The 17,929-nt window shown below is 64.0% G+C and carries 19 protein-coding genes; 11 read left to right on the top strand and 8 right to left on the bottom strand.

All coding sequences use genetic code 11. The features are described 5' to 3' along the window. Positions 1-36 precede the first annotated feature (36 nt). On the top strand, positions 37-807 hold the full coding sequence (locus tag PMI38_RS08735) for a sulfite exporter TauE/SafE family protein (RefSeq protein WP_008092841.1): 771 nt from the start codon (positions 37-39) through the stop codon (positions 805-807). Positions 808-819: 12 nt separating this feature from the next. On the opposite strand, the gene PMI38_RS08730 is transcribed toward PMI38_RS08735, so the two are convergent. The 3 genes from PMI38_RS08730 to PMI38_RS08720 form a co-directional block, all read right to left on the bottom strand. Continuing rightward, a complete protein-coding gene (locus PMI38_RS08730; RefSeq protein ID WP_008092838.1) occupies positions 820-1,311 on the bottom strand; it encodes a hypothetical protein in 492 nt (163 codons plus the stop codon). Between the two features lie 92 nt (positions 1,312-1,403). Then, the gene (locus PMI38_RS08725; RefSeq protein WP_008092836.1) at positions 1,404-1,937 is read right to left on the bottom strand and encodes a hypothetical protein; all 534 of its coding nucleotides are present in this window, start codon (positions 1,935-1,937) and stop codon (positions 1,404-1,406) included. Positions 1,938-2,034: 97 nt separating this feature from the next. After that, positions 2,035-2,691 (bottom strand): YciC family protein, encoded by a 657-nt coding sequence (locus tag PMI38_RS08720; protein WP_008092835.1) that lies wholly within the window; start codon positions 2,689-2,691, stop codon positions 2,035-2,037. 155 nt (positions 2,692-2,846) lie between these two features. On the opposite strand from PMI38_RS08720, the gene PMI38_RS08715 reads away from it, so the two are divergent. Then, on the top strand, positions 2,847-3,602 hold the full coding sequence (locus PMI38_RS08715) for a DUF2076 domain-containing protein (RefSeq protein ID WP_008092834.1): 756 nt from the start codon (positions 2,847-2,849) through the stop codon (positions 3,600-3,602). A 62-nt stretch (positions 3,603-3,664) separates the two neighbouring features. Beyond that, on the top strand, positions 3,665-4,144 hold the full coding sequence (locus tag PMI38_RS08710; protein WP_008092833.1) for a LabA-like NYN domain-containing protein: 480 nt from the start codon (positions 3,665-3,667) through the stop codon (positions 4,142-4,144). A 121-nt stretch (positions 4,145-4,265) separates the two neighbouring features. Here the strand turns inward: PMI38_RS08710 and PMI38_RS08705 are convergent, their stop codons facing one another. Further along, positions 4,266-4,724 carry an Lrp/AsnC family transcriptional regulator gene (locus PMI38_RS08705; protein WP_008092831.1) on the bottom strand — a complete coding sequence of 153 codons (459 nt, stop codon included), beginning with the start codon at positions 4,722-4,724 and terminating at the stop codon, positions 4,266-4,268. 156 nt (positions 4,725-4,880) lie between these two features. Between PMI38_RS08705 and yedA the strand changes: the two genes are divergently transcribed. Both yedA and PMI38_RS08695 read left to right on the top strand, forming a co-directional pair. Continuing rightward, the gene (gene yedA / locus PMI38_RS08700) at positions 4,881-5,801 is read left to right on the top strand and encodes a drug/metabolite exporter YedA (protein WP_008092829.1); all 921 of its coding nucleotides are present in this window, start codon (positions 4,881-4,883) and stop codon (positions 5,799-5,801) included. A 55-nt stretch (positions 5,802-5,856) separates the two neighbouring features. Beyond that, on the top strand, positions 5,857-7,176 hold the full coding sequence (locus tag PMI38_RS08695; protein ID WP_008092828.1) for a DEAD/DEAH box helicase: 1,320 nt from the start codon (positions 5,857-5,859) through the stop codon (positions 7,174-7,176). Between the two features lie 160 nt (positions 7,177-7,336). Here PMI38_RS08695 and PMI38_RS08690 read toward each other — a convergent pair whose 3' ends face one another. The 3 genes from PMI38_RS08690 to PMI38_RS08680 all read right to left on the bottom strand — a co-directional run bounded on the left by PMI38_RS08690 (position 7,337) and on the right by PMI38_RS08680 (position 10,498). Then, positions 7,337-8,578: a TIGR03862 family flavoprotein gene (locus PMI38_RS08690; protein ID WP_008092826.1), complete on the bottom strand. Its 1,242-nt coding sequence runs from the start codon at positions 8,576-8,578 to the stop codon at positions 7,337-7,339. Between the two features lie 150 nt (positions 8,579-8,728). Beyond that, positions 8,729-9,643 carry a histone deacetylase family protein gene (locus tag PMI38_RS08685; RefSeq protein WP_008092825.1) on the bottom strand — a complete coding sequence of 305 codons (915 nt, stop codon included), beginning with the start codon at positions 9,641-9,643 and terminating at the stop codon, positions 8,729-8,731. Between the two features lie 168 nt (positions 9,644-9,811). Continuing rightward, positions 9,812-10,498, bottom strand: coding sequence for a histidine phosphatase family protein (locus PMI38_RS08680; RefSeq protein ID WP_008092824.1), 687 nt, complete (start codon positions 10,496-10,498; stop codon positions 9,812-9,814). Between the two features lie 146 nt (positions 10,499-10,644). Here PMI38_RS08680 and PMI38_RS08675 point away from each other — a divergent pair, with 146 nt between their 5' ends. From PMI38_RS08675 to PMI38_RS08660, 4 genes are all read left to right on the top strand, one after another. Further along, positions 10,645-11,217: a GNAT family N-acetyltransferase gene (locus PMI38_RS08675; protein ID WP_008092823.1), complete on the top strand. Its 573-nt coding sequence runs from the start codon at positions 10,645-10,647 to the stop codon at positions 11,215-11,217. Positions 11,218-11,308: 91 nt separating this feature from the next. Next, on the top strand, positions 11,309-12,178 hold the full coding sequence (tesB, locus tag PMI38_RS08670; RefSeq protein WP_008092822.1) for an acyl-CoA thioesterase II: 870 nt from the start codon (positions 11,309-11,311) through the stop codon (positions 12,176-12,178). Further along, entirely contained in the window at positions 12,175-12,765 is a 591-nt protein-coding gene (locus PMI38_RS08665) for an HAD family hydrolase (protein WP_008092821.1), read from the top strand. The genes tesB and PMI38_RS08665 overlap by 4 nt, the downstream gene beginning before the upstream one ends. A 156-nt stretch (positions 12,766-12,921) precedes the next feature. After that, the gene (locus tag PMI38_RS08660; protein ID WP_008092820.1) at positions 12,922-13,932 is read left to right on the top strand and encodes a zinc-dependent alcohol dehydrogenase family protein; all 1,011 of its coding nucleotides are present in this window, start codon (positions 12,922-12,924) and stop codon (positions 13,930-13,932) included. Positions 13,933-13,987: 55 nt separating this feature from the next. On the opposite strand, the gene PMI38_RS08655 is transcribed toward PMI38_RS08660, so the two are convergent. Then, a complete protein-coding gene (locus PMI38_RS08655; protein ID WP_008092819.1) occupies positions 13,988-14,686 on the bottom strand; it encodes a FadR/GntR family transcriptional regulator in 699 nt (232 codons plus the stop codon). Between the two features lie 265 nt (positions 14,687-14,951). Between PMI38_RS08655 and PMI38_RS08650 the strand changes: the two genes are divergently transcribed. Together PMI38_RS08650 and gudD are read left to right on the top strand one after the other, a co-directional pair. Further along, positions 14,952-16,304: an MFS transporter gene (locus tag PMI38_RS08650; protein WP_008092818.1), complete on the top strand. Its 1,353-nt coding sequence runs from the start codon at positions 14,952-14,954 to the stop codon at positions 16,302-16,304. 20 nt (positions 16,305-16,324) lie between these two features. Next, positions 16,325-17,671, top strand: a complete 1,347-nt coding sequence (gudD, locus tag PMI38_RS08645) for a glucarate dehydratase (RefSeq protein ID WP_008092817.1) — start codon at positions 16,325-16,327, stop codon at positions 17,669-17,671. Positions 17,672-17,929 lie beyond the last annotated feature (258 nt).

Raw genomic sequence — 17,929 nt, 5'->3', positions numbered from 1 at the left:
GGTAGGGTGTGAAAAAACGACAGGGAAGTCCCGACAATGCCAGATGCATTCCTTCACGTCCCGTTTGCCGACCTGAGCCTGGTGGTGATGTTTCTAACCATCAGCACGGCTTACGTGATCTTTGGTATCGCAGGCTTCGGCACCGCGCTGGTGGCAGGGCCGGTGCTGGTCTGCTACATGCCGTTATCCCACGCTATTGCGTTACTGGTGCTGCTGGATTGTGTGGCGGCGCTGGGGAAACTGGTGCGTTATCACCGCCATGTCGTACGCAGTGAACTGGTCAGGCTACTGCCGTTCATGATCGTTGGCAGTGTGGCCGGGATAACCGTACTGCTGAACACCCATTCGCAAGCGCTGTTGCTGATGATGGGCTGCTTCGTAACTTCGTATGCCCTGTACATGTTGGCGAGGCCCGTACGGCAGGCTGATTTGTCTGCTCGGTGGGCTGCGCCATTGGGTATCGGCGGCGGCCTGTTCGGTGCGCTTTTTGGTAGTGGCGGGTTTCTCTATGCGATTTATCTGAACGGTCGAATAGAGGCCAAGGTAGAGGCAAGTTCCACTCAAAGCACGCTGATCGGCATAAGTACGTTGCTACGCCTGGGCATGCTCACCCTGGCAGGCGTGTACGCGGACTTCACGCTCCTCGTGACAGCGATCTATCTGTTGCCGGCTATGGTCATCGGTCTTTGGATCGGCGGGCACATCAATTTGAAAATGTCCCGAGACGCGTTCACCAGGCTGATTAATCTAATCGTCCTGGTGAGCGGCATCACGCTTATTTGTCGGGCCTACGTGGGCGGTATTTAACAAGAGTGAATGTCAGCCAACCTGCTTGAGCAGGAAGGTGAGCGTATCGCCTTCCCGGGTGTTGAGCAGGTACAGGGTTTGCCCGCTGCGATGGGGCGTGTCCTGGATGGCGCCTGCCCGGTAGCCTTCGTGGTCGCGCAAATGGCAGATCAGGCCTTGGTCTGTCTCCTCCAGCGGTTCGATTTTCCAGTAGTCGGTGATGTCGGCAATTTCGTAGAAGCCCAGGTAGTGGTTCAGGCTCTGGCCGAGCTTCTTGGGCTTCGAGTGGCCCGGGATACTGATGTGGTAATGCAGGCGGTCATCCGTGTGGGAGTCGAAGGTAAAGTCCATGCAGAGGGAGCTACGGTTGCCGCCTGCCATCAGCCAATCATCCTGAGGGGTGATGCCCCAGTGCCATTTGTCGCTGCTGCGGCTCAGCCGCAGCGGGACAAGACCGTCGGCACTGATCGCATGGAGCGTGCCGCGGAAAGAAGTAGCGTAGGTGTTTTCAATGGTGTGGTTCATGCGAGGGCTCGGCAGTAAATGGGGGATTTACCTTAGGGCCCTGGCGCAAACCGCAGCAGGCCGAAGCGTATCCGAGGGTGAATGACGGAGGATCAGCTACGTATCCGGGTAATACGGAAAATAGCCTCCTTGCCTTCGATGACCCGCAGGTATTTGAAAAAGGGCTTGGTCACTGCCGGATCGTGATGGGTTCGAACCTTGTGGCCTTCGTGATCTCGCCAGCGGCAGATCAAGGTGTCGTCAGTCCAGTGCAGCGGTTCGAACTTGAAGTAATCGGTCACCTTGGCGTAGCGGTACAGCCCAAGATAGCCGTTGCGGCTGATGCCCATCGTCTTGTCATGATCCTGGCCGCTGCCTGTGATCATGAAGTGCAGGCGATTCGTACCCTTGGAGTGATACAGGAAACGAAACGTGCACGCCGGCTTTTGCAGGCCGCTGATCACCCAATCACTCTGGCCACCGATCGTGGCCCCCTCCTGATCTTTCAGCAGGCTGAGATAGACGGGCTCAAAGGCCTCTTCTGGCAAGTTTTCAAACGCTGTAGCCGTATCATCGATGACGTGCAGGGTGCCGAGGAAAACCTCGGCATCCTCTGCCCAGGCGTTGCCGGTCTCGATTGTGCTCATGGGAAACTCCGTGCTGGCGGGTGATGGGCCAGCCACTGTCACAGAGGTGCCTTGAGCCCGGCAGCCTGCAGGCCTACCCGGTGCGTCGCCCCGGGCTTCAAGCGCCTTCTTGCGCTTCCAGCAGCATGAACAGGCGATACAGCACCACGGTGCTGAACAGCTGGAGGAAGCCGCTCAGGCTGTCCATGGCCAGTTTCATGCCTGGCGCAGGCTCCGGGAACGCCATCAGCAACAAGCCGTCGATCAGCCAGATCGGCGCCAGTACGCCGAGCACGCAGACCATGATGCGCATGAAGTGCCCTGTGGTCATCCGTGCGCTTTCGCGCATCGACTGCACCACCGGCAGGCCACGCAGCACCAGCAGGTACTCGGCGAACACCAGGTTGATCATGATCCACACGCCCGGGAAGATGAACAGCGCCAGGCCCGCCATGATCAGCAGCGAGCTGATCAGGATCAGCAGGGCCAGTTGTGGCCACAGCTGCATGGCGCGGGCGAACAGGTCGCGCCTGGGGATCTCCTGGCCGTTGCTGCGGGTGTCGAGGTAGAGGATCAGCGCTGCGCTGTACAGCGGATAGAACAGCAGGCTGATCAGCATGCCGTAGGCCGGCGAAGCCTGATCACCCAACTGCCGGTACAGCAGTTGCGTCAGCAGGGCTTCGAGCACCACCAGCGGCAGGCACAGCGGGATGATGCTCGTCAGGTGGAGGCGGAAGAAGTACAGGGAGTCGCGCAGAACGCTCAGCGGATTCATCGGTCAACATCGCATGGCAGTAAAAGCAGGGGCCTAACTTTAGCCCAGAGCTGTCATGTGCTGAAAAAAGTTTCACCCAATGGGTAATTGAATCTCACGCTCGTGCGCCCCATCTTTGACGCTGTCCGATGTCCCGCTTGCCCACGAGGAAGCCCATGAACACTGAAGAACAAACCCTGATCGACGGCCTGTTCGGCCGTATCAAGCAAGCCGAAGACCCGAACCAGCCGCGCGATGCGCAGGCTCAGGCGCGGATCGAGGATCACCTGCGCCAGCAACCGGCGGCGTCTTACTACATGACCCAGGCGATCCTGGTTCAGGAAGCGGCGCTCAAGCGTCTGGACGAGCAGAACAAGCAGCTGGAAAACGAGCTCAAGCAGGCCCGTGCCGAGCTGGAGGCTTCCCGTGGCAACACTGCCAGCACCGCCAACAGCGGGGGCGGGTTCCTTTCCAGCATCTTCGGCTCAGGTGCACGCACCCCAGCGCCAGCGCCACAACCCCAGCGCGCCGCTGCGCCGGTAGCTTCAGCGGGCGGATGGCGTGAACCGCGTGCCCCGGGCTTCTCCCAGCCCCAGGCCGCGCAACCTGGTTTCGGTGGCGCGCCGGCCCGTGGTGGTGCCAGCAGCTTCCTCGGTGGCGCGATGCAGACGGCCGCCGGTGTGGCCGGTGGTGTGTTGCTGGCGCAAGGCATCAGCAGCCTGTTCAACCAGCATTCGCAGCCGGAAGAAGTGGCCGAGGTGATCAAGGAGGAGCCGGCACCGGCCAGTGACACCGGCGGTTGGAACGACGCGGGTGCGCAGCAGCAAGTGGCCGACAATGGTGGCTGGGGCAACGACCAGGGTGGGTTCACCGAGACCGACTATGGCAGCGATGATGGCGGGTTCTTCTCGGACGACGACACCTTCGTCTGATCGCTCTGGCATACTGCCGGCATTTGGGGGCGCCTTGCGCCCCTTTCGGTCGAGGGTATGTAGTGAAGAAGATCGCGCTGTTCGCCGATGTGCAGAACCTCTACTACACCGTGCGCCAGGTCCATGGCTGCCATTTCAACTACAGCGCGCTGTGGGCCGAGGTCAGCCGCGAGGGCGAGATCGTCGAGGCGGTTGCCTATGCCATCGATCGCGGCGACAGCAAGCAGCAGCAGTTTCAGCAGATTCTGCGCAACCTGGGTTTCGAGGTGCGGCTCAAGCCCTTCATTCAGCGCAGCGATGGTTCGGCCAAGGGTGATTGGGACGTGGGTATCACGCTGGACGTGATCGATGCTGCCAGCCGTGTCGACCAGGTGGTGCTGGCATCCGGGGACGGTGATTTCGACTTGTTGCTCGAACGGGTGATCCAGCGTCACGGTACCGAAGCGGTGGTGTACGGCGTGCCTGGTTTGACTGCGATGTCATTGATCCGGGCAGCCAGCCGCTATGTGCCGATAGAGGGGCGGTTGCTACTGCGGCATTGAGCGTGACTTGTGGGAGCGGGCTTGTCCCGCGAACACGGGCGAAGCCCGTGCCATCAAGCTGCAGTGAATCGACCGGCCTCTTCGCGGGACAAGCCCGCTCCCACAGGGGCTAGTATGCCTCTCAACCCTTCTTGCCATTCCCCTGCAAATGATCCAACGGCACCCGCCGTTCCACCGCACTGGACAGAATGATCGACGTCTTGCTGAACCCCAACTGCGAGACCCTGTTGATCAGCGCTTCCAGCTCCCCCATCGACCCCACCGCCGCCTGCATGATTACGCACGGGTCGCCTGTCACCCGGTGGCATTCGGTCAGCTCGGGTATGCGCGCCAGCGCATCGTAAGCCTGCTGGTTGCCATGACTGGCCAGGCGCAGTTCGATCACGCACTGGATCGGCAAGCCGATCTTCTCCAGGTCGACCTTCGCCGCGTAGCCGGTGATGACGCCGCTGGCCTCCAGTTTCGCCACCCGCTCGGCCACGGCCGGCGCCGACAGATTCACCTGGCGCGCCAGCTGCGCGAACGTGGCGCGGCCGTTGTCCAGCAGGGCGCCAAGCAGCATGCGGTCGTACTTGTCCATGGGGTGTTTCCTGTCAGCCTTGGATTCGATGGAAAAACACCTGAACAACCATGCATTGCAAAGTGTTCTGGCGATTTAAAGCCGTTTTGTAACTTAAGTTTGCACGTAGCCCTTTCTAAACTAAGTCACCCGTAAACGGATTTCGAGTCTTTTCCCATGTCAGCCTCCCGTCGCTTCCCGTTGTTGCTCATTGGCGCCTTCCTGGCCTTGTATCTGGTCTGGGGCTCTACCTACCTCTTTATCCGCATTGGCGTCGAATCCTGGCCACCGATGTTGATGGCGGGGGTGCGCTTCGTGATCGCGGGCGGCCTGCTGTACGGTTTCCTGCGCTGGCGCGGCGTGCCTGCGCCTACCTGGCCGCAATGGCGGGCGGCAGGGGCCATCGGCTTTCTGCTGCTCAGCTGCGGCAACGGTGGTGTGACCGTGGCCGAGCATGCCGGCGTGGCATCGGGCGTGGCTGCACTGGCGGTGGCCACGGTACCGCTGTTCACACTCTTGTTCGGGCTGTTGTTCGGCCAGCGCAACTCGCGCCTGGAGTGGGCGGGCATCTTCATGGGGCTGGTCGGTATCGGCTTGCTCAACCTCGGCTCGAACCTGCAGGCCAGCCCCATCGGTGCTGCGCTGATCGTGTTCGCTGCAGCTTCCTGGGCCTTCGGTTCGGTATGGAGCAAGACCCTGCCACTGCCCCAGGGCCCGATGGCCAGCGCCGCCGAGATGCTGGTCGGCGGTGCGGTGCTGCTGCTGGGCAGTGCACTGTCGGGTGAACGCATGACCCAGATGCCGACCGCAGCGGGCTGGGGCGCGTTGGCCTACCTGGTGTTGTTCGGCTCGATCCTGGCCTTCAGTGCCTACATGTACCTGCTCAAGAACGTGCGCCCGGCCGCGGCGACCAGCTATGCCTACGTCAACCCGGCGGTGGCGGTGATGCTGGGTATCGTCTTCGCGGGCGAGCAGATCGGTGCCGAGGAATGCCTGGCCATGGCGGTCATCATCGGCGCCGTGGTGCTGATCGGCCTGCCGCAGTGGCGCAGGCCGGCACAAGCGACGCCACCGCTGAAGGGCGAAATCTGCAAGTAGGCGGGGGTGTTGCGGTAAACTTGCCGCCTTCGCTGAACCCCCTGACGGTATTGCCATGAATTTCGCCAAACTCGGCCTGATCGAACCCTTGCTGCGCACCTTGCAGCAACTGGACTACACCACCCCGACCCCGGTCCAGGCCCAGGCCATTCCCGCCGTGCTGGCCGGCCGCGACCTGATGGCCGCGGCCCAGACCGGCACCGGCAAGACCGCCGGCTTCGCCCTGCCGGTGCTGCAGCGCCTGGCCCTGGAAGGGGAAAAGGTCGCCAGCAACTCGATTCGCGCGCTGGTGCTGGTGCCCACCCGCGAGCTGGCCGAGCAGGTGCACAACAACGTGCGCGAGTACGCCGAGAACCTGCCGCTGAGCACCTATGCGGTCTACGGCGGGGTCAGCATCAACCCGCAGATGATGCGCCTGCGCCGTGGTGTCGACCTGCTGGTGGCCACCCCGGGCCGGTTGCTCGACCTGTTCCGCCAGAACGCGGTCAAGTTCAACCAGGTGCAGACCCTGGTGCTCGATGAAGCCGACCGCATGCTTGACCTGGGTTTCGCCGAAGAGCTGCAGTCGGTGTACGCAGCGCTGCCGCGCAAGCGCCAGACCTTGCTGTTCTCCGCCACCTTCTCCGAGCAGATTCGCATGCTGGCTGGGCTGGCGCTGAATGACCCGTTGAGCATCGAAGTGAGCCCGCGCAACGCCGCTGCCACCACGGTCAAGCAATGGCTGGTACCGGTGGACAAGAAGCGCAAGGCCGACCTGTTCTGCTACCTGCTGCGCAAGCAGCGCTGGCAGCAGGTGCTGGTGTTTGCCAAGACCCGCAATGGCGTCGACCAGTTGGTGGAGCGCCTGCTGGCGGAAGGCGTGAACGCCGATGGCATTCACGGTGACCGGCCGCAAGCCACCCGCCAGCGCGCGCTGGACAGCTTCAAGGCCCGCGAGATTCAGGTGCTGGTAGCCACCGACGTGGCCGCCCGTGGCCTGGACATCGATGACCTGCCGCTGGTGGTCAACCTCGACTTGCCGATCGTGGCCGAGGACTACGTGCATCGCATTGGCCGCACCGGCCGTGCCGGCAACAAAGGCGAGGCGATCTCGCTGGTGTGCGCGGATGAAGTGCAATTGCTGGCGTCGATCGAGACCCTGACCCGCCAGACCCTGCCGCGCCACGAAGAGCCGGACTTCATCCCGGATCACCGGGTACCGATGACCGACGCCAGCGGCCAGGTGATCAAGAAGCCGAAGAAGCCCAAGAAGCCGAAGGAGAACAGCGCCAAGCGTGGCCTGGGTCGCTGGATGGACAGTGGCGACGAAGCGCCGGTCAAGTCGGTGCGCAAGGTGCCGAGCTTCAACACAGGGCCGAAAAAGCGCAAGCCGTAAAACTTGGGGTACTACTCAAAATCAACAAAGCTTGAACGGGCCTCTGTGGGAGCGGGCTTGTCCCGCGAACACGGGCGAAGCCCGTGCCAGGCTGCTCTGGTATCTGGGCCGGCCTCTTCGCGGGGCTAGCCCGCTCCCACAAGAGATCGCTGTAAGATCGTCAGCTTTGAGTTTTCAGCCAATCCGCCGCCGCCCGCCCGGCGCGCAACCCACTGGCAAAACACGCCGTCAGCAGATACCCCCCAGTCGGCGCCTCCCAGTCCAGCATTTCGCCGGCACAGAACACCCCCGGCATGCCCTTGACCATCAGCCCCTCATCCAGCCCCTCGAATCGCACCCCGCCCGCACTGCTGATCGCCTCGTCCAGCGGCCGTGTACGCACCAGCGTGATCGGCAATGCCTTGATAGCCCGGGCCAGCGCAGCAGGATCAGCAAAGGTCGCCTGATCGGTCAGCTCACGCAGCAACGCCGCCTTCACGCCATCGATGCCCAGCTGGCTGTGCAAGTGCTTGGCCATGGAGCGCGACCCCCGTGGCTTGGCCAGCGCGCTGGCAATTTTATCCACAGCCTTGTCTGGCAGCAGGTCGAGCAGCAAGGTGGCTTGGCCGTCACGGTTGATCGCCTCGCGCACCATCGCCGACCAGGCATACACCAGACTGCCTTCGACACCTTGCGCTGTGAGGATGAACTCGCCCTTGCGCGGCGACTGCCCCGGCACACTGAGGGCAATGTTCTTCAGCGGCGCGCCAGCGAACTTGTCCTTGAGCAGGGCACTCCAGCCCTCGACTTCAAAACCGCAGTTGCTCGGTTGCAGCGCCGAGATATCCACAGCCCGATCCTTCAGCAACGGCTGCCAGGCACCGTCTGAACCCAGCCTCCCCCAACTGCCGCCACCCAGGGCCAGCACCACAGCGCTGGCATTCACCTGCAATTCACCCTGTGGATAAGCGATCCGCAGGCTGCCATCGGCGTTCCAGCCCAGCCAGCGGTGACGGGTGTGGATAACTACACCGCTGTCGCGCAGGCGCTTGAGCCAGGCGCGCAGTAGCGGGGCGGCTTTCATGTCGGTGGGGAACACGCGGCCCGATGTGCCGACGAAGGTTTCGATGCCCAGGCCGTGAATCCACTGGCGCAGGGCCGCGGCATCGAAGTCGCGCAGCAGGCCGTCAATCTCGCCTTGGCGCTCGGCATAGCGCCCCACGAACTGTGGATAAGGTTCGGAATGGGTGATGTTCATGCCGCCCACGCCGGCCAACAGGAACTTGCGGCCTACCGACGGCATGGCGTCGAACACCTCCACGGCCAGGCCGCGCTGGGCCAGTGCCTCTGCAGCCATCAAGCCGGCGGGGCCGGCGCCGATGACAACGGCGCGGGGAGGGGAGGCAGGGGATAAATCGGACATGATCGGCGGCAGGCTGTGGAAAAAGACCCGGCATTCTACCGCAGCGCGACCCGGATAAGCACTGCACAAAAAATGATCAGTTCTCTGCAGGCTAGGCGGAACAAGGGATGCAGCGGCTTTCCCGCAGCTTATCCACAAGCGGTTCCACAGTCATTGTGAACAACCGATGACCTTTGCAGCTGTGTGATGGAGTATGCCGTGGCGCCTGGCCAAGGCTTCTCGGTCCTTGCTGTAACCGCCGCCGATCACGCCGACCACTGGGATATCGCGGCCCAGGCAATGGCGCATGACCCGCTCGTCGCGCGCGGCCAGGCCCTCGTCGGTCAGTTGCAGGTAGCCGAGGGCATCGTCCTTGTGTACATCCACCCCGGCGTCGTACAGCACCAGATCAGGTTGATAGAGCGGCAGCAGGTAATTCAGCGCGTCGTCCACCACCTTCAGGTAGGCCGTATCGCCCATGCCGCGGGGCAGGGGGATGTCCCAGTCGCTATGGGCCTTGCGCGCCGGGAAGTTCTGCTCGCAGTGCAGCGACACGGTGATGGCGTCCGGGGTGTCCTGGAGGATGCGCGCAGTGCCGTCACCCTGGTGCACGTCGCAATCGAAGATCAGCACCCGATGCACGCGCCCGGCTTCGAGCAGGTAGCGGCTGATCACGGCCAGGTCGTTGAAGATGCAGAAGCCGGCAGGGTGGTCGTAGTGGGCATGGTGGGTGCCGCCTGCGAGGTGGCAGGCGAGGCCATGCCTGAGCGCCATCTCGGCTGTCAGCAGCGAGCCACCCACCGCGCGCACGGTGCGCCGGGCCAGGGCCTCGCTCCAGGGCAGGCCGAGGCGGCGCTGGTCTTCGCGGCTCAGGTCGCCGTTCATGTAGCGCTCGATGTAGCCGCGATCATGGGCCAGGGCGAGGATGTCGTTGGGGCAGATGTCCGGGCGCAGCAACGCCTGGTCGCAGGTCAATCCGCTGTCGACCAGGTGGTCGTGCAGCAGGCGGAACTTGTCCATGGGGAAGCGGTGCTCGGCGGGGAATTCCGGGCTGTAGTCGTCGTGGTAGATCAGTGGCAACGGCATGGTGGGGTCGCAATCGGGGCCAGTGCTGATCTTGCCATGGTTGGGGCCGCTTTGCGGCCCTATCGCCGCGGTTCGTCGCCACGACAAGCCGGCTCCCACAGGGATGGCACCGCCCTCAAGACCTGCGGTGTACCTGTGGGAGCCGGCTTGCCGGCGATAAGGGCGAAATCATTTACCCGCGCTAGCCAACACCCGCTGCCAGTCCGGCTCATTCAGGCGGCCAAGAATCCGCGCCTTGCCATTGCCATCCACCGAAACGAACAGCGCACTGGCGTAGCCACTCTCACGCCCGCCCCCCACGACACGCTGCTCGCGCTGGAAGTGATCAATACAACCGTTGTGAGTCACCAGCACCAGGTTGTGCCCAGGCCGTTTGTGCGCCAGGGCTTGCTGGGCGAACTGCTTGTCACAGCTTTCCAGCCAGTCTTCACTGGGCACCGCCTGGCCCAGGATGAAATGCGCGGTCTGTCGGGTGCGCAGTTTCGGGCTGCTGAACAGGTCGGCATTGGCCAGCCCCAGCTCATTCAAGCCCTGGCCAACCCGGGTGGCAGCTGCGCTGCCGGCCACGGTGATGCCGGTGGGGTCGTCGAGGCACGGGCCGGGTGCGCTGTCGCAGCGCTCGGCATGGCGGATCATCACCAGCACCGCGCCCTCGGCCCAATCCTGTAGCAGGCCGCTGTCGCTCAATTGCCGTTCATTGCCAAGGTCCACGATGGTTGTCCTCGTCGCCAGCCAGGTGCTCAACGCCGCCACTACCATGCACAAGCCGAGGGCGGCACCGAGGGCTTTGCGTGACAAACGCCGCTTGCGACGGGCGTGAATGGCGGTGTGTCCCAGGGTGTTGCTCGACTGCATGCTGCACTCCGATGGCAGGGCCGCTTCCTGCGCGGCGGTGGATGGCGGCATTGTGCGAAGCGGCCTGTCGGGGGCCGGTGAAGGGCATGTGAAAATTGCATTTCGCCTACGCTGTAGACTGCAGGCCAAGCACCGGAGCACACCCCATGACCCGCATCCTGGAACTTGAAAGCGCGCGGCTGGTACTGCGCCAATGGCACGACGACGACCTGCGCGAATTCGCCGCGCTGTGTGCCGACCCGCAGGTGATGCGCTACTTCCCGGCACCGCTGACGCGGCTGGAAGCGGCGGCGCTGATCGGCCGGGTGCGTGGCCATTTCAATGAATACGGTTTCGGCCTGTGGGCGCTGGAGCGCAAGGACAGCGGCGCCTTCATCGGCATGACGGGGTTGCTCAACGTCAATTTCGAAGCCCCCTTCGCACCGGCGGTGGAGATCGGCTGGCGCCTGGCCCGGCGTCACTGGGGCCTGGGTTTTGCCAGCGAGGCGGCGTGGACTTGCCTGCGTTGTGCTTTCGCCCAATTGCGCCTGGGGGAGGTGGTGTCGTTCACTACCGAGGGCAACTTGCCGTCACAGAAAGTCATGCAGGCCATCGGCATGGTCCACGACCCGCAGGGCAACTTCGAACACCCCCGCCTGCCCAGCGGCCACCCGCTGCGCCCCCACGTGCTGTACCGCATCGACCGCGCCCGCTGGGAACAGACACAGCGCGCTGAATAGGCAGGCATGCGCGGCGGCGATGACAAACCCTGTATCATTTGCCTTCATGAGAGCGCCGTAGAGCTGTGATGCCTTGCTAGGAGAAACCCCGATGAGTCATGTGTTGGACGACCTGGTCGATCTGTTGAGCCTCGAGTCGATCGAGGAGAACCTGTTTCGTGGGCGTAGCCAGGACCTGGGCTTCCGCCAGCTGTACGGTGGCCAAGTATTGGGCCAGTCACTGTCGGCGGCCAGCCAGACGGTCGAGGACGCGCGCCATGTGCACTCCCTGCACGGCTACTTCCTGCGCCCGGGCGATGCCAGCCTGCCGGTGGTCTACTCGGTCGACCGTGTGCGCGATGGCGGCAGTTTCAGTACCCGGCGGGTAACGGCCATTCAGAAAGGCCACACCATCTTCACCTGCAGCGCCTCGTTCCAGTACGACGAGGAAGGCTTCTCCCACCAGGCGCAGATGCCGCAGGTGGTGGGGCCGGAAAACCTGCCGACCGAAGTGGAGCTGGCCACCGCCATGGCCGACCAGCTGCCCGAGCGTATCCGCGACAAGGTGCTGTGCGCCAAGCCGATCGAGATCCGCCCGGTCACCGAGCGCGACCCGTTCAACCCCAAGCCCGGCGACCCGGTGAAGTACGCCTGGTTCCGCGCCGACGGCAACCTGCCGGACGTGCCGGCGCTGCACAAGTACCTGCTGGCCTACGCCTCCGACTTCGGCCTGTTGACCACCTCGCTGCTGCCCCATGGCAAGTCGGTGTGGCAGCGTGACATGCAGATCGCCAGCCTCGACCATTCGCTGTGGTTCCATGGCAACCTGCGCGCCGATGAATGGCTGCTGTACGCCATGGACAGCCCCTGGGCCGGCAACGCCCGTGGCTTCTGCCGTGGCAGCATCTACAACCGCGCCGGGCAACTGGTGGCTTCGTCCAGCCAGGAAGGCCTGATCCGCCATCGCAAGGACTGGGCATGAAGCTGAGCGAAGTGCGCAACTGGGTGTTCGACATGGACGGCACCCTGACCGTGGCGGTGCACGATTTTGCGGCCATCCGCGAGGCGCTGGAGATTCCCGCCGAGCACGACATCCTCACTCACCTGGCGGCGTTGCCGGCGGCGGAAGCGGCCGCCAAGCATGCCTGGTTGCTGGAGCACGAGCGAGACCTGGCGATCGCCTCCACGGCGGCCAGTGGGGCGGTGGAGCTGGTGCGCGCGCTGGCCGAGCGGGGTTGCCGGCTGGGGATCCTCACCCGCAATGCGCGTGAGCTGGCGCATGTCACCCTGGAGGCCATTGGCCTGGCGGACTGCTTTGCGGTCGAGCATGTGCTGGGGCGTGACGAGGCAGAGCCCAAGCCTAGCCCGGATGGTCTGCTGAAGATCGCCAGGGCCTGGGGCGTGGCGCCGAGTGAGCTGGTGATGGTGGGCGACTACCGCTTCGATCTGGATTGCGGGCGGGCTGCCGGGGCGCGCACGGTGCTGGTGAATCTGCCGGATAACCCGTGGCCGGAGCTGGTGGATTGGCATGCGGTGGATTGCCGGGCATTGCGGGTGATGCTGGGCTGAGTTTTGTGGGGGGGGGCGGGCCCTATCGCCGGCAAGCCGGCTCCCACAGTGACCTTCACTGCCTTTGGCTTCACTTGTGGGAGCCGGCTTGCCGGCGATAGGGCCACCACTGTCTATGCTGAACTCCAGTCTTTCCCCAGAACTGGAGACCCAGCCATGACCAGCAAGGCCATCTATGTGAAACCCGGCGGCGGCTACGACAAGGTCGAAATCGGCACCAGCAAGGCGGCGGCACCCAAGCCCGGCGAAATCACCGTACAACTGCACGCCAGCTCCCTCAACTACCACGACTTCGCCGTGGTCAGCGGCATGTGGGGCCCGAGCGAGCGGCGCATTCCCATGGCCGATGGCGCAGGCGAAGTCATCGCGGTAGGCGAGGGCGTCAGTGAGTTCAAAGTGGGCGACAACGTCGTCAGCACCTTCTTCCCCGACTGGATCGACGGCCAGGCCCTGCTCGAAGGCTTCGCCAGCGTGCCAGGCGACGGTATCGACGGCTATGCCCGTGAGCAGGTCACTGCACGCGCCACCTCTTTCACCCTTGCGCCCAAGGGCTACAGCCACGCCGAGGCGGCCACCCTGACCACCGCCGGCCTCACCGCCTGGCGCGCGCTGATGAGCGACGATCACCTCAAGCCCGGCGATACCGTGCTGGTGCAGGGCACCGGCGGTGTGTCGATCTTCGCCCTGCAGTTCGCCAAGCTGGCCGGCGCCACGGTGATCGCCACCTCGTCCAGCGATGCCAAGCTCGAACGCCTGAAGGCCTTGGGCGCCGACCACCTGATCAACTACAAAGGCACGCCGGCCTGGGGCGAGAAAGTGCGCGAGCTCACCGACAACCGCGGCGTCGACCATGTGATCGAGGTCGGCGGGCCGGCGACCCTGGAGCAGTCGATGATCGCGGCACGGATCGGTGGGCATGTGTCACTGATCGGCATCCTCACCGGCGTCGCCGGGCAGTTGCCGCTGGTCCAGGCACTGGTGCGGCAGATCCGCCTGCAGGGCGTGCTGGTGGGCAGTCGCGCGCAGCAGCAGGCGATGGTCCGGGCCATCGATGCCAACGGTATGCGTCCGGTGGTGGACAAGCATTTCGAGCTGGAGCAGATCGTCGAAGCGTTCCGCTACCAGGAGAGCAACCGCCATTTCGGCAAGATCTGCCTCACCTGGTAATAACCCCGACCCCTGTGGGAGCCGGCTTGCCGGCGATTGGGCTGCAAAGCAGCCCCTAGTCCGGCAACAACCGATCCCGGCTATTGGACAAATGCAGGCAAATCGCCGCCCGCGCCGCATCCGGATCCTGCCGTCGAATGGCATTGAGGATCGCCTCATGCTCCAGGTTGGCCAGGTAAGCATGCCGCGCCAGGTTAGCCCCGGCGCGTTCGGCCAAGGCCATGCGGTTGCGCGGGATCAGGCCATTGCCCAACTGCGCCATCATCTCGCTGAAGTACAGGTTCCCCGTGGCCTCCGCGATCAGCAGGTGAAAGCGCCGGTCCGCCTCGATACAGCTGTCGCCAGCGGCCGCCAGGTCCTGGTAGTCGTCCAGCGCCTGGCGCATGCGGGCCAGCTGCTGGTCGTTGCGGCGCACGGCGGCGAGGGCAGCGGCCTGGCCCTCCAGGCCGATTCGCAATTCCAGCAGGTCACGCACGCTCGCGGCGTTCTCCGCCCCCACCCGCAAGCCGGCCTGCGCCGGGCGCGGCATCACGAACGACCCAATACCGTGGCGTGGCTCCACCAAGCCTGAAGCCTGCAGCTTCGACAAAGCTTCGCGCACTACCGTGCGGCTCACGCCATGCTCGCGTACCAAGGTGTTCTCCGAAGGCAGTTTGTCGCCCGGCTTGTAGGTGCCCAGCAGTATCTGCTGGGTCAGGCTGGACACCAGATCGTGGGCACGGCTGTGGCTACGTGGGCGAGGGGGCTGAGACATGGGACAGGCTCCGGGCGGCAATCTAGCTTGTACGACAAGTTAGCCGACAAAATTATTTTTCGCCCGTTTTTTCGCTACGCGGTGCAAACATGCTTGTCTAGATAGCGGCGAGATCGATGATTTTGTGCTGTTTATAAGCTTGTATTTTGCAATTTAGCCGCCGCTGATGATCTTGTCGTACAACTTTGCCGGGCATATGCTCCGCTCCATTGTCTTTGCCAGACAACCTCGACCCGCACAAAAACAATTAGTGGGAGACCCGCAAGTGAACGACACCCTCGATCCGTCTGCCCGGAATGAAGGCGACGTGCTGGCCAGTGCTGTATCCAAGGTCAAGCGCCACGTGCTGCCGTTGTTCGTCATCATGTTCATCGTCAACTACCTCGACCGCGTCAACATCGGCTTCGTCCGCCCGCACCTGGAAAGCGACCTGGGCATCAGCGCCGCGGCCTTCGGCTTCGGCGCCGGGCTGTTCTTCATTGGCTATGCCCTGTTCGAAGTGCCGTCGAACATGTTGCTGCAGCGCGTCGGCGCGCGCCTGTGGCTGACCCGCATCATGTTCACCTGGGGGCTGGTGGCCACGGCCATGGCCTTCGTCCAGACCGAAACCCAGTTCTACGTGCTGCGCTTCCTGCTGGGGGTGGCCGAGGCCGGTTTCTTCCCCGGCGTGATCTACTACTTCACCCGCTGGCTGCCCGCCGCCGAACGCGGCAAGGCAATCGCCATCTTCCTCAGTGGCTCGGCACTGGCCTCGCTGATTTCCGGCCCACTGGCCGGGGCGCTGATGCAGATCCAGGGCCTGGGCCTGCGCGGCTGGCAGTGGATGCTGTTCATCGAAGGCATGGCCTCGGTCACCCTGTGCTTCTTCGTGTTCTTCTGGCTCGACTCGAAACCGCACGATGCCAAGTGGTTGAGCAAGGCCGAGCAGGACGCGCTGGTCGACACCATCGACCGCGAGCAGCGTGAGCGCGAGGCGATCGGTGCGGTCAGGCCGTCGTCCTGGAGCCTGCTCAAGGACCGCCAGATCGTGCTGTTCTGCCTGATCTACTTCTGCATCCAGCTGACCATCTACGCCGCCACCTTCTGGCTGCCGAGCATCATCAAGCGCATGGGCGACCTGAGCGACCTGCAGGTCGGCTTCTTCAACTCGATCCCGTGGCTGATCTCGATCCTGGCCATGTACGCCTTCGCCGCCGGCTCCACCCGCTGGAAGTTCCAGCAGGCCTGGGTAGCGGGCGCGCTGGTGATCGCCGCCATCGGCATGTTCATGTCCACCACCGGCGGGCCGGTGTTCGCCTTCGTGGCCGTGTGCTTCGCCGCCATCGGCTTCAAGTCGGCCTCGTCGTTGTTCTGGCCGATCCCCCAGGGTTACCTGGATGCACGCATCGCCGCCGCCGTGATCGCGCTGATCAACTCGGTCGGCAACCTGGGCGGATTCGTCGCGCCGACCACCTTCGGCCTGCTGGAGCAGCACACCGGTTCCATCCAGGGTGGCCTTTACGGCCTGGCCGTGACCTCGGTGCTGGCCGCCATTGCCGTGTTCTTCATCCGTACTCGCCCAAAGGGCGCCGCCTCTCCTGAAGCCAAGGCGCCTTCGGCGCTGGGCCAGACCCACTGATTGACTGCGAGACAACAACCATGACCCAGCAGACTCCCGCTTCTCACACCCCCGTGGTTACCGACCTGCGCGTGATCCCGGTGGCCGGCCACGACAGCATGCTGCTCAACCTCAGTGGCGCCCATGGCCCGTTCTTCACCCGTAACGTCGTGGTGCTGCGTGACAGCGCCGGCAATACCGGCCTGGGTGAAGTGCCGGGTGGCGAGAGCATTCGCCAGACCCTGGAAGACACCCGCAGCCTGGTGGTGGGCCAGCCGATCGGCCATTACCAGCGCGTGCTCAACGCCATGCGCCAGACCTTCGCCAACCGCGACTCGGCCGGTCGTGGCCTGCAGACCTTCGACCTGCGCATCACCGTGCATGCGGTAACGGCCATCGAATCGGCGCTGCTCGATTTGCTCGGCCAGCACCTCAACGTACCGATGGCGGCGCTGCTCGGAGAAGGCCAGCAACGTGAACGCGTGAAGATGCTCGGCTACCTGTTCTACATCGGCGACCGTCAGCAGACCGACCTGACCTACCGCAACGAGGCCGACGCCGATGACGACTGGTTCCGCCTGCGCCACGAAAAGGCGCTGACGCCAGAGGCGGTGGTACGCCTGGCTGAGGCGGCCAAGCAGCGCTATGGCTTCAGCGACTTCAAACTCAAGGGCGGCGTACTGCGCGGCGAAGAGGAAATGGAAGCGGTGACGGCGTTGGCCGAGCGCTTCCCGGAAGCACGCATCACCCTCGACCCCAACGGTGCCTGGTCATTGAAAGAGGCCATTGCCCTGTGCCGCGACAAGCACCAGGTGCTGGCCTATGCCGAAGACCCCTGCGGCGCCGAGAACGGCTACTCGGGCCGTGAAGTGATGGCCGAGTTCCGCCGCGCCACCGGGCTGCCGACCGCCACCAACATGATCGCCACCGACTGGCGGCAGATGGGCCATGCGATTCAGTCGCAGGCGGTGGACATCCCCTTGGCCGACCCGCATTTCTGGACCTTGCAAGGCTCGGTACGGGTGGCGCAGATGTGCAACGACTGGGGCCTGACCTGGGGCTCGCACTCGAACAACCACTTCGATATTTCGCTGGCGATGTTCACCCAGGTGGCCGCTGCGGCGCCGGGTGAGATCACGGCTATCGATACCCACTGGATCTGGCAGGACGGCCAGCGCCTGACCCGCGACCCGCTGCGCATCGTCGACGGGCATGTGCGTGTGCCCGAGCGGCCGGGGCTGGGGGTGGAGCTGGATGAAGACCAACTCGCCAAGGCCCATGAGTGTTATCGCAACATGGGGCTGGGGGCGCGGGATGACAGTGTGGCGATGCAGTTTCTGATTCCGGGGTGGCGCTTCGATAACAAGCGGCCTTGCCTGGTGCGGTAATTACCTTCTGCCTGTACTGGCCTCTTCGCGGGACAAGCCCGCTCCCACAGATTGACTCCAGACTTTGACTTCAATGGGTACCTGTGGGAGCGGGCTTGTCCCGCGAAGAGGCCAGTACAGGCAATACGTGCTGAAGCTTCGCTTACCTGTTGCTGGCCCGGCGCTTCGAGCGTACCGGACAGGCGTAGGCAGACGCCTGAGCAACAGAGGCCCCGGGAGACCGGGGCTTTTTTTGCCTGTACTGGCCCTATCGCCGGC

The organism is Pseudomonas sp. GM84, from assembly GCF_000282535.1.
Taxonomy (GTDB): domain Bacteria; phylum Pseudomonadota; class Gammaproteobacteria; order Pseudomonadales; family Pseudomonadaceae; genus Aquipseudomonas.
Note: the sequence above shows the minus strand (reverse complement) of the source record. Positions and strands in the feature narration are given on the sequence as shown.